General features: G+C 69.1%; 10 protein-coding genes. 1 reads left to right on the forward strand and 9 read right to left on the reverse strand.

The features are described from left to right. Position 1: 1 nt before the first annotated feature. From rodA to ACFPZ3_RS68955, 9 genes are all read right to left on the reverse strand, one after another. Complete coding sequence (gene rodA, locus ACFPZ3_RS68915) at positions 2–1168, reverse strand: rod shape-determining protein RodA (protein ID WP_379525133.1); 1167 nt, start codon at positions 1166–1168, stop codon at positions 2–4. Between the two features lie 256 nt (positions 1169–1424). After that, on the reverse strand, positions 1425–3470 hold the full coding sequence (gene mrdA / locus ACFPZ3_RS68920) for a penicillin-binding protein 2 (protein WP_379525134.1): 2046 nt from the start codon (positions 3468–3470) through the stop codon (positions 1425–1427). Then, a complete protein-coding gene (mreD, locus tag ACFPZ3_RS68925; protein ID WP_379525135.1) occupies positions 3467–3931 on the reverse strand; it encodes a rod shape-determining protein MreD in 465 nt (154 codons plus the stop codon). The genes mrdA and mreD overlap by 4 nt, the downstream gene beginning before the upstream one ends. 198 nt (positions 3932–4129) lie before the next feature. Then, a complete protein-coding gene (gene mreC, locus ACFPZ3_RS68930; RefSeq protein ID WP_379525136.1) occupies positions 4130–5008 on the reverse strand; it encodes a rod shape-determining protein MreC in 879 nt (292 codons plus the stop codon). Continuing rightward, positions 5008–6039: a rod shape-determining protein gene (locus ACFPZ3_RS68935; protein WP_379525137.1), complete on the reverse strand. Its 1032-nt coding sequence runs from the start codon at positions 6037–6039 to the stop codon at positions 5008–5010. The genes mreC and ACFPZ3_RS68935 overlap by 1 nt, the downstream gene beginning before the upstream one ends. Before the next feature lie 406 nt (positions 6040–6445). Continuing rightward, positions 6446–6856: a nucleoside-diphosphate kinase gene (gene ndk, locus ACFPZ3_RS68940; protein ID WP_379525138.1), complete on the reverse strand. Its 411-nt coding sequence runs from the start codon at positions 6854–6856 to the stop codon at positions 6446–6448. Positions 6857–7048: 192 nt separating this feature from the next. Further along, positions 7049–8716 (reverse strand): hypothetical protein, encoded by a 1668-nt coding sequence (locus ACFPZ3_RS68945; RefSeq protein ID WP_379525139.1) that lies wholly within the window; start codon positions 8714–8716, stop codon positions 7049–7051. Between the two features lie 11 nt (positions 8717–8727). Further along, positions 8728–9069, reverse strand: coding sequence for a DUF4233 domain-containing protein (locus tag ACFPZ3_RS68950; protein ID WP_379525140.1), 342 nt, complete (start codon positions 9067–9069; stop codon positions 8728–8730). After that, the gene (locus tag ACFPZ3_RS68955; protein WP_379525141.1) at positions 9066–10388 is read right to left on the reverse strand and encodes a bifunctional folylpolyglutamate synthase/dihydrofolate synthase; all 1323 of its coding nucleotides are present in this window, start codon (positions 10386–10388) and stop codon (positions 9066–9068) included. The genes ACFPZ3_RS68950 and ACFPZ3_RS68955 overlap by 4 nt, the downstream gene beginning before the upstream one ends. Positions 10389–10545: 157 nt before the next feature. On the opposite strand from ACFPZ3_RS68955, the gene ACFPZ3_RS68960 reads away from it, so the two are divergent. Further along, positions 10546–11364 carry a dioxygenase family protein gene (locus ACFPZ3_RS68960; protein WP_379525142.1) on the forward strand — a complete coding sequence of 273 codons (819 nt, stop codon included), beginning with the start codon at positions 10546–10548 and terminating at the stop codon, positions 11362–11364. Positions 11365–11535: the final 171 nt, after the last annotated feature.

Here is an 11535-nt window from a genome sequence, read left to right on the forward strand (position 1 = left end):
ACTAATTGAACGACTGCCTTCGCACCTTGATGGCCTGAAGAAGGCCGACCGCGATCAGGTTGGCGAAGGTGGCGGTCCCGCCGTACGACACGAACGGCAGCGGCAGCCCCGTGATCGGCATGATCCCGATCGTCATCCCGACGTTGATGAACGTCTGGAACGCGAACCAGCACACGATCGTGCCCGCGACCAGCGTCCCGAACCTGTCCTCGCACTGCCTGGCGATCCTCAGCCCGCGGATGAGCACCACCCCGAGCAGCAGCACCACCGTGACCGACCCGAGGAACCCGAACTCCTCCCCCGCCACCGTGAAGATGAAGTCGGTGTGCTGCTCGGGCACGAACCTCCCAGTCGTCTGCCCCCCGCCGAGCAGCCCCTTCCCCATGAGCTGCCCCGACCCGATCGCGATCATCGACTGCGTGCTGTTGTAGCCCACCCCGCGCGGATCCACGCTCGGATCGACGAACGCGGTGAACCGCGCCACCTGGTACGGCTCCAGCATGTGGAAGTAGAACACCGAGAACACCCCGGCCCCCGCCACCAGCGTCAGCATCCCGATCCACCGCTTGCGCACACCCGAGATGATCAGCCCCGCCGCCGTGATCACACCCAGCACCAGCGCCGTGCCCAGGTCAGGCTGCAACATCACCAGCCCCACGGTGATCCCGGCGGCGACCAGCGCCAGCATCACATCGAGCCCCCGCGGCCGATCCGTCCCCTCGGCCGGCTGCGCCAGCAACATGGCGATGATCAGCAGCAGCCCGACCTTCGCGAACTCGGACGGCTGCACCGCGAACCCGCCGCCGAGCAGGATCCACGAGTGCGACCCGTTGATCGTCGCCCCGAGCGGCGTGATCACCAGCGTCAGCCCCACCAGCGACAACGCGAACACCACAGGCGCGTACGCCCGCATCGCCCGATGGTCCACCATGGCCACCACACCGCACAGAACGACCCCGATGGCCTCGTTGAGCAGGTGTTTCTTCACCAGCCCCGTCGAGCCCGGCGCCCAGGTCCTGGTGGACGACCACACCAGCAACGTGCCGATCACGCACAACCCGGCCACGGCGACCAACATCAGCCCATCGAGCCGCCGCACGGTGGAGTTCTCACGCGCCATCCGCCGCAGCAGCGAGGGCTGCCGCACCGCCACCGTCCGCGCCATCATCCCCAGCCCCCCACCCCAGCCTCAACAATCGCCCCCGCGACCACCGCCGCCATGGGGATCTCCCCTGGCGACGCAGGCACCGTGGCGACTCCCCGCCCCAGCGCGCCGGCCCCAACGCCCGAGACCCCACCCACGACCGGCCGCACCAGCCCTCCAGAGCCCGAGACCCCACCCAGGACCCGCCGCACCAGCCCTCCAGGACCCGAGACCCCACCTACGACCGGCTGTACCAGCCCTCCAGGGCCCGAACCCCCGCTCATTCCCCGGCCACCATCCCATCGGGTGAGAACCTCGGCAGCCGCGTGGTCAGCCGCCCGCCGGGCACGGCCGGTTTGCGCTTGATGCCGTAGATCCCCTCGTAGATCTCCCGCACGGCCGGCGCCGCCGTCTGCGCGCCCATCCCACCCTGGGACACCATCACCACGACCACGTACTGCGGATTCTTGGTAGGCGCGAAAGACGCGAACCACGAGGTGTCCTTCTTCCCCCAAACCTCAGCAGTACCGGTCTTACCTCCCACCCGCACCTTGTTCATCGGGAAGCCGGAGAAGGCCCCCGCCGCGGTGCCGTCCTGGGCCACCTGGCTGAGCGCGTTCTTGATGTACAGCCGCTCCTTCTCACTCAGCGGCAACTTCCCCACCACAGGCACCGGAATGGTACGAACCACCTTGCCGTCGGGCCGCACCTGCGCCCACCCGATACGCGGGCTGCGCACCTTGCCGTCGCTCACCAACGCCATGTACGCCCTGGCCAACTGCATCGGCGTGACCAGCACGTCCCCCTGCCCGATGGAGAAGTTGGCCGAGTCACCCGGCCGCAGCAGGAACCCCTCGGTGCAGTTCTCCAGGGCGAGCCGCTTGAGGAACTCGGCCCGTGCCCGGTCCTTCTCCTCCGGGTACCCCTTGCGCGACCGCTCGCAGTTGATCGCGCTGGTCTTGTTCCACAGATCCTTCTTCCAGGCCCGGTCGGGGATGCGGCCGGAGGACTCGCCGGGCAGGTCCACGCCGGTCCGCGCGCCGAACCCGAACGACCTGGCCATGTTGGCGAACACCTCCTTCGGCGTCCGCTTCGGACTGCGCCCGCCGTCCTTGAGGTACTGCTCGTACGCGGCCCGATAGAAGATCGTGTCGCACGACTTCACCAGCGCCATGTGCAGGGTGAGCGTGCCCAGCGCGATGCCGCGGAAGTTGTTGAAGGCCCGGCCGCCCACCCCGTACGAGCCGGGACAGGAGTATTGGCCGTTCAGCGGATAGCCTGCCCGCAACATCGCCGACACCGAGGAGACCTTGAACGTCGACCCGGGCGCGAACTGCCCGTTGATCGCCCGCGACACGAGCGGCTTGCCCGACTTGTCCGACAACAGCCACTGGTAGCCGCGCGTCGAGATCCCTCCCGCCCAGATCTCCGGGTCGTACCCGGGCGCGCTGGCCAGGGCCACGACCCGCCCGGAACGCGCGTCGAGCACCACGCCGGCCCCGCCGTCGGCCCCCGGCGCGGACTTCATCGCCTTGCCCAGCGCCCTTTCCACCACGCCCTGCACCCGCGAGTCGATGCTGGTCACCAGATGGTCGCCGGCAATGGGCGTGATCTGCTCCTCGACCCCCAGCGCCTTCCCCATCCGGTCCACCTGGACCCTGCGCAGCCCTGCCTTGCCCCGCAGCGCGTCGTCGTAGACGTATTCGAGCCCGTCGCGCCCGGCCAGGTCCACCCCCGAGAAGCTGGCCTTCAGTCCTTCGCGCTGCTCCAACTCCGCCTCGGTGACCGGCTGCAGGTAACCGAGCATCTGCGCCCCGGCCCTGCCTCCCGGATATTGCCTGACGGAGTGGATCTCCGCCGTCACCCCGGGAAACTCCTCCTGGCGCTCGAGAATCTGCAGCGCCTCACGCGTGTCCACCTTCTCGTCCAGCGGAACCGGCTGGTACGGCGACCCCGTCCAGCACGGCTTGCCCACGCCGGGCCCGCAGGGCGTGATGCGCTGCTGCAGGTCCGCGACCGGCTTCCCGAGCACCTCCGACAACTTGCGCAACACCTCGGCCCCGCGGTCCTTCGTTCTGGACAGCCTGGTCCTGTCCACGGAGACGACCAGCGCGGTCTTGTTGCGCACCAGCGGCCGCCCCGACGAGTCGAGGATCCGTCCGCGCACGGCCGGCACGATCACCGCCCGCGTCCTGGTCTCCGTCGCCCGCGTCACGAACTCGTGCCCGCGCACCACCTGCACCTGCCACAGTCGCACGGCCAGCACGACGAGCAGAGTCAGCACGAGCACGTGCAACACCAGCAACCGGGTCCGCATCCTGATCATGTCGAGAACCTCGCCTGTCTGCCCCGGGTGGTCAACCAGATCACGATCGGCGAGACCAGCAACGTGTAGACGATGGTGACGGGCACCTGTGCGAACAGCGTGGGCATCGTCACCCGCGGATCGGAGATGAGCCCGCCCACGGCCGCCGCCAGCAGCGGCGCCATCAGCACGCACAACACGACGGTCGTCACGGGCCCGCCAGCGCCCCGCCCGGCGACATAGCCCACGATCGCCAGCGCGAACGCGTACTGTCCGGCCAGGTGCGCCGACGGCGGCATGACATCGACCAGCAGCCCCGCGAAGAACCCGAGCACCGCTCCGGGCGCCGGTCCCCTGGCCAGCGCGGCACCGATGACGGCGAGCAACACCAGATCAGGCGAGCCTCCCGCGGGCAACGGCACCCGATTGACCAGCATCACCTGCGCCAGCAAAGCCAGCACCACGGAAACACCCCCGATCACCGCGCCCCCTCCCCCCGCCACACACGACCGGCTCTCCCCGCGATCACCACATTCCACCGACCGAACCCGGCCGATCCCCCAGCCACCACATCCGCTGGACGCAACCGGCCGATCTCCCAGCCACCACGCCCCGCCGCACCCGACCGACCCGCCGCCCCAGTGCCGCACCCCGCCGCACGCGACCAGCCGATCGCCAGCTCACCGCGCCCCCTCCTTGGCGGGCAACACCGCGTCGCGCGGATCCCGCTTGGGCGACTCCACCACCACGCCGACCACGTCCAGCGCCGTCAGATCCGCATACGGCCGCGCATAGGCGATGCGCGTCAACTCCCCGGGCGTGGACTCCACCCGCTCGATGACCCCGATCGGCACCCCGGGCACGTACGGCTTGCCGTGCTGCGACCCGAAGCTCACGATCCGCCCGCCCCTGTTCATCGAGGCCGTCGAGTCGAGCAACCGGAACTGCACGAGCCGCCCGTTCTCCCCCACCCCGTGCACGACCCCGATCTCCTTGCCACCTTCCAGCCGCGCCCCGGCGGCCAGGGCGGGATCGCTGAGCAGCACCACCGTCGAGGTGTGCGCGGCGGCGTGGATGACGCGCCCGACCAGCCCGTCACCGTTGAGCACGGTCATCTCCGGCCGCACCCCGTCGCCGGTGCCGATGTCGATCTGCACCGCGTCCTCGAATCCGGGCCGGCCGCGCCTGGCGACCACGTTGCCGGGGACCACCTTGTATCCCCCGGTCCCGGTCAGCCCGAGCAGCTGCTTGAGCTCCTTGGCGCGACCGGCGTCGAGCTTGCCGGCCAGCAGACCGGTGCGCAGCCTGGCGTTCTCCTTCTTGAGCGCCTCGATGCGCTCCTTGGCCGCCGGGGCGGTCAGGATGGCGTGCACGAACCCGCCCACGGGCCGCACCATCCCGCCGCCGAACTGCTCCACCGTGCCGAACAGGTAGGCCCCGGCCGCCCGCAGCGGCCGCAACGGCGAGCTGTCGCCGGTGCGGTGGTCGACGGTCAGGATCAACAGGGCCGCCGTCAGCAGCGCTCCCAGGATCAGCCGGGCACGGCGTGAGTCTCTCATCAGTGTCGCGACTCCGGCACCAGGACCTGCTGAAGGGCCTCGAACTCCTCAGCGCACTTGCCGGAGCCGACGGCGACCGAGTCGAGCGCGTTGTCGACCAGGTGCACCGGCATCCCGGTCTCGGCCTTGACCCGCTCGCCGAGCCCCTTGAGCAGGGCGCCCCCGCCGGTGAGCGCGATGCCGCGGTCCATGATGTCGCCGGCCAGCTCGGGCGGGCACTTGTCGAGTGTGGTCTTCACCGCGTCGACGATCGCGTTGACCGGCTCCTCGGTGGCCTTCCTGATCTCCTCGCTCGACACGATGATGGTCTTGGGCAACCCGCTGACCAGGTCGCGCCCACGCACCTCCGCGTGCGACTCCTCGCCGAACGCGCACGCCGAGCCGATGGCGATCTTGATCTCCTCGGCGGTGCGCTCGCCCAGCATCAGCGAGAACTCCTTCTTGGCGAAGGTGATCACCGCCTGGTCGAGCTCGTCGCCGCCGATCCTGATCGACTGGCTGGTGACCACGCCACCCATGGAGATGATCGCCACCTCGGTGGTGCCGCCGCCGATGTCGACCACCATGTTTCCGGTCGGCTCGTGCACCGGCAGCCCGGCCCCGATGGCGGCGGCCATGGGCTCCTCGACGATGTAGACCTTCCTGGCACCCGCCTGGTATCCGGCCTCTTTCACCGCCCGCTGCTCAACGCTGGTGATGCCGCTGGGCACCGCGATGATGATGCGCGGCTTGGCGAAATGCCGTCGCCGGTGCACCCTTTGGATGAAATATCGCAACATTCGTTCGGTGATGTCGAAATCCGCGATCACGCCGTCTTTGAGTGGACGTACCGCGATGATGTTGCCAGGCGTACGACCGATCATCCGCTTGGCTTCTATACCGACCGCCACAATTTTGCCGGTCGACGTGTTGATCGCGACGACGGACGGCTCATTGAGCACGATGCCGCGGCCGCGCACGTATACCAACGTGTTGGCGGTGCCCAGGTCGACCGCCATGTCACGGCCGAGGAACGCGAGCTTGCTGCCCATGGGAAACGGAGCCCTCCGTAACGTCGTTGGCGAATGACTACGGATTGAATTCGAATCGTAACGTGACGTACCCACCGATGGGCGTAATGAGCCATCGCGTCCCTCAAAAATCTACTGCCCCTACCTCAACCGCAATTTTGCCCGGATTGCACCACAACATCCGATCGCGCACTGGAGCGATCCAACGTCCAACACCGAGAAACCCTACGGTAAACCCCCGACAAAATTCTGCCCGCCCACACCATCGGCGGTTCGAGAAATATACGGGGAACGGCCGACAGAAAAGCCCGCGCAGCCGAAGCTACGCGGGCTTGAAAAGCACCGCCATTCCCCGCACATCATCGAGATTCCCCTACGCCACCGCACTTCGGAGCGGCAAGAAGGGGAGAAATGTGCGGAAAGGAGGCTAGAACCGGTCCGGGAAGAAGATCTTGATCTCCCTGGCGGCCGACTCGGGCGCGTCGGAGCCGTGGACGATGTTCTCGGAGATCTCGAGGGCGTGGTCGCCGCGGATCGTGCCGGGAGCCGACTTGACCGGGTCGGTGGCGCCGGCCAGCGCGCGGAAGGCCTCGACGGCGCGCGGCCCCTCGAGAACCAGGGCGACGAGCGGCCCCGAGGTGATGAACTCGACGAGCTCACCGAAGAACGGCCGCTCGGAGTGCTCGGCGTAGTGCGCCTTGGCGGTGTCGGCGTCGAGGGTGCGAAGATCCATCGCCACGACCTTGAGGCCCTTGCGCTCTACACGAGCGATCACGTCACCGATGAGGCCACGCTTAACCCCGTCGGGCTTGATCAGGACAAGAGTGCGCTCGGACACTTGGAGTTCTCCTTCGAACAGAATGGGGTCGCAGCAGGCACTCGGCCTGGCCGCGAGAACGCTTCGCGGGGGCAAACGCGCCCACGCCTCGCCATAGCAGGGCCCTCAGCTTACCGTCCCCCGCCTACACCCCTCGCTTCCATAAGCAAAGCCGCCCCGCGAGGGAAGACATGAGGAACGTTCCAGTACGGCCTATGAGGAAACGGTGTCCTCGGGCGAATGCCCCTGAGGCGGCACGGCAGGAGACGAACCATCCTCCTCCCGCCCTTCGTCGTCACCGTCGGCCTCGTCAGCCTCGTCAGCCTCGTCAGCCTCGTCAGCCTCGTCAGCCTCGTCAGCCTCGTCGAAGGCTCCCTTGGCCGACACGGGCAGCACCACCCGAGAAATCGCCTGAGTGGGCGGCTCCTCGTCGTCCGGCGCGCGTACGAGCAGCACGTCCGCGGGAACGGGCGGCCCCGCGCACGGAACCTGCCCGGGTTCGTCACTCGGGGCGTCCTTCACCGGACGCCGAGCCATCACGGCGGCCAGCAGGATGATCGCCACCACCAGGAACCCGCCGATCAGCGCCCACCAGTGCAGCGCCCCCACGAAGCTGTCAATGAGCTCCTGAGCGGAGCGCACTCCGTCCAGCATCGCCATCTGCACCCCGGCGCCGAGCAGGAAGCCCGCCAGCACCCCGGCCGCGCACAGCGACAGCCCGAACGCCGCCGCCCCTATCCCGACCTGCTGCGACGCCGCCGTCATCGCCACCGCCGCCCCCACAGCGAGCAGGCTGAACGGCACCGCCAGCACCATCCCGTCGGCCGACGGCACCACGAGCCGTACGGAACAGAGCCCGACCACCATCGCCACCAGCCCCAGGGGCACGAGCCAGCGCCGCAGACCCCCGGCGAACAAACGCACCACCACGGAGGCCGCGACCGCGAGCAGCCCCGCCACCCCATACGGCACCCACAACCCCAGCAGCCCGGGCCCGCCGAGACCGCCCATCTCCACCAGCGTCACCTGAGCGGCGCTGGGCAGCAGCACCACGCCGACCGCCACCATCGTGTACGCCAGCGTCCTGCTCTCGCCGCTCCCGATCGAGGCCAGCGCCAGCAGCCCCACGACCGCCACCACCGCCAGCAGGATCACCGGCCCGGCCCGCCAGCCCTCGGAAGCCGTGCTGATCGCGACGACCGCGATGCCCGCCGCGGGCCCGAGCGCCAGCAGCAGCCGGCCGCGTTCCCTGCCCTCGGGAACGGACTCGGCCTGCCGCCCGAGCGACATCCACCCGATCAGGTGAATGGCCGCCAGCCCCAGCGCCACCCCTGTCACCAGCGGGTACGGCTGCAACGTGACCCGCCAGCTCATCACCTCATCGAGCGGCCACAACGCCAGCGCCTGCGCGGTGAGCAGGCTCAGCCCGAACACCCCCACCCACAGGGCCCGCAGAACCGGCGCGCGATCCCAGACGCCCGCCAGCGTGGCGGACAGGATCACCCCGGCCCCGACGCCGCGCACCACACGCACCGCGCCGACGAGGAGTTCGGAGCCCGCGTACCCACCCGCGGCCTCGGACACCGCCACCAGCGCCAGCCCGACGAGCAGCAGCACCGCCACCGGCACCCGCCGCAGAAGAGCCGCGGCGAGCGGGACGGTCAGCATCAGGGCGGGCAGGGCGAGCCCGTGCGTCCGCATGAGCCCCGCCTGGTTGAGCTCGCCGGGCAGCAGCCGGGCGACGACGGAGAGCGTGTTGGGGATCGAGACGACCGCCAGGGGCAGCGACGTCGCGACGAGCAGCCCGAGCAGTGTGTCGAGCGACCATAGGTGTCTGAGGCGCGCCAGATATGGCGGCCGCTTGCTAGGGGGGACGGCCATGTTGGCCGACTTTAGCGGGAAGTAGCGCCCTCGACACGGCGAGCGACGATAATCGCCGTGATCCACAGCGCCGCGAAGATCGCGCCGAGGAAGAACATGGTCGGTACGACGAAGCCCGTGCAGATCGCCAGCACCTGTACGACGCTGCCGGCGACATAGCCGAAAGGCCTCTTGAGCAGGCCCGCGACGACCACGCACAGCACGCCGAGACCGATGCCGACGGTCACGGCCAGCCCGGGGGTGACCCCGCCCACGCTGATCGCCACGGGCGTAACGAGCGCCGCCACGATGGCCTCCATGCCGAGCACGGTGGAGCCCAGCCTGCGCATGCCGGGCGTGACCTCAAAGTTCATCCTGCATCATCCGCCTTGAGTAGCCTGCGCGCGTCGCCCGCCGTGATCACCGAACCGGTGATCAACACGCCCGTGCCGCTGAACTCGCCCTCGGCGTCGGCGATGCCGATCCCCTGGTCGATGGCGTCGTCGAGCCGATCTACGACGTGGACGCGGTCCTCACCGAAGATCGGCTCGGCCAGAGACGCGAGCTCCTGGGGCGCCAGGGACCTGGGCGAGGAGTTCCGCGTGACGATGATCTGGTCGAGGACCGGCTCCAGCAGCTCCAGCAGCGCCTCGACGTCCTTGTCGCGCGCGACGGCCAGGACGCCGATCACCTTGGCGAAGTCGAACGCCTCGTGCAGCCCGTCCAGGCTCGCCTGCATGCCGCCCGGGTTGTGCGCGGCGTCGATCACCACCGTCGGGGTGCGCCGCATGACCTCCATCCGCCCCGGCGAGGACGCCTGCGCGAACGCCTGGCGTACGAGCTCGACGTCCAGCGGGTCGTCGCCCCCGGTCAGCAGCTCGACGGCGGCCAGCGCGCAGACCGCGTTGCCCGCCTGATGAGCGCCGTACAGCGGCAGGAAGACCTCGTCGTAGACGCCCTTGAGCCCGCGCAGCGTGAGCAGTTGCCCGCCCAGCGCCACCTCGCGGCTCAGCACCCCGAACTCCAGCCCCTCACGCGCGACGACCGCGCCGACCTCGGCCGCGCGCCGCATGAGCACCTCGGCGCCGGCCAGCTCCTGCTGGGCGAGCACGGCGGTGGCGCCGGGCTTGATGATGCCCGCCTTCTCCGAGGCGATGCTCGGAATGTCGGGTCCGAGCCGATCGGTATGGTCAAGCGAGATGGGCGTGATCACCGCAACAGTCCCGTCCGCCACGTTCGTCGCGTCCCAGGAACCGCCCATGCCGGTCTCGATGACGGCGACGTCGACCGGGGTGTCGGCGAACGCCGCGAACGCCATGGCCGTCAGAAGCTCGAAGAACGAGATGCGCCTCCCCTGCGTGTCGGTCATCTCGACGTAGGGGATGATCTCCTCATAGACCTGGGCGAACCGCTCCTCGCTCAGCGGCTCCCCGTCCACGGTGATCCGCTCGCGCATCGACACCAGGTGCGGGCTGGTGAACCGCCCCACCCGCAGGTTGCGCTCCATGAGCAGCGCCTCGGTCAGCCGCGCCGTGCTGGTCTTGCCGTTGGTGCCGGCGATGTGTATGACCGGGTACGCCCGCTGCGGCGAGCCGAGCAGGTCAAGAAGGGCCGCGATCCGATCGAGCGTCGGCTCGAATTGCCACTCGACGCCACGATCCAGGATCGCGCGTTCTACCGCACGATAATCCACCCCTCAACCCTACTGACCCCCGGTGGTGATCCGTCTCCGGGGCGAACATATTGCGGACCATATAGAAAAGTGGAGGGTACTCACGCCGGCGCCCGCGATGCCACCTTGGGAAACAGCCTGCCCCACCCCCCGGCAGGCCCTCTCGAGGAGGCACATCGTGGAAGGCGAGAACACTCGCGCGGACAAGCAGGGCGGCATCAGCAGAAAGACGCTGTTCAAGGCGGCTCTCATAGCGACACCGGTTCCGTTCCTGATCGGACAGGCCCCGGCCCTCGCTCGGAACGCGGCCGGGAGCGGCGGACCGCTCACGCCCACCCCTTACTGCGACGACGGCGACGACCCCACGCCCGAGCAGATGGAGGGCCCGTACTTCAAGCCGAACTCCCCGCGACGCGCGGTCCTTCCCGGTATGGGAACGGCGCTGACGGTCAGCGGCTACGTCTTCGGCCTGGCCTGCCAGCCTCTGGCCAACGTGCTGCTGGACTTCTGGCAGGCGGACAGGAACGGCGCGTACGACAACGTCACCTACAACTTCAGGGGCCACCAGTACACCAACGCCCAGGGTGCCTTCAAGCTCACCACCGTCGTTCCCGGCCTCTACCCAGGCCGTACGCGGCACATCCACGTCAAGGCGCAGGCCCCCGGCCGGCCGATCCTGACGACCCAGCTCTACTTCCCGGGAGAACCCCGCAACAACACCGACACCCTCTTCGACCCCCGTCTCCTCATGACCGTCCGCACTGTGGGGACGGGCAGGGAGGCCACGTTTGACTTCGTACTCAACGTCCAGGGCGTACCGCCCACGGACCCACCGACAAGCCCGCCTCCGGGCGGCGGCACCTGGAAGGTTGGGGTGACCTACCAGGCGGGTGACCAGGTCACATATGGAGGCGCGTCGTACCGGTGCCTGCAGGGGCACCAGTCACAGGCGGGCTGGGAACCACCCAGCGTCCCTGCCCTGTGGCAACGCGCCTGACCTCTCCGGTCCCCGAACGCAAGAGAGGGCCATCCCGGCTGCTGGGGGTGGCCCTCGTTGCACGCAAAAAAGGGGCCCGACGCACTATGGCGTCGGGGCCCTTTCATAAAGATTGTCCGGCGGTGACCTACTCTCCCACACCCTCCCGAGTGCAGTACCATCGGCGCAGAG

It is taken from the genome of Nonomuraea insulae (assembly GCF_042656245.1).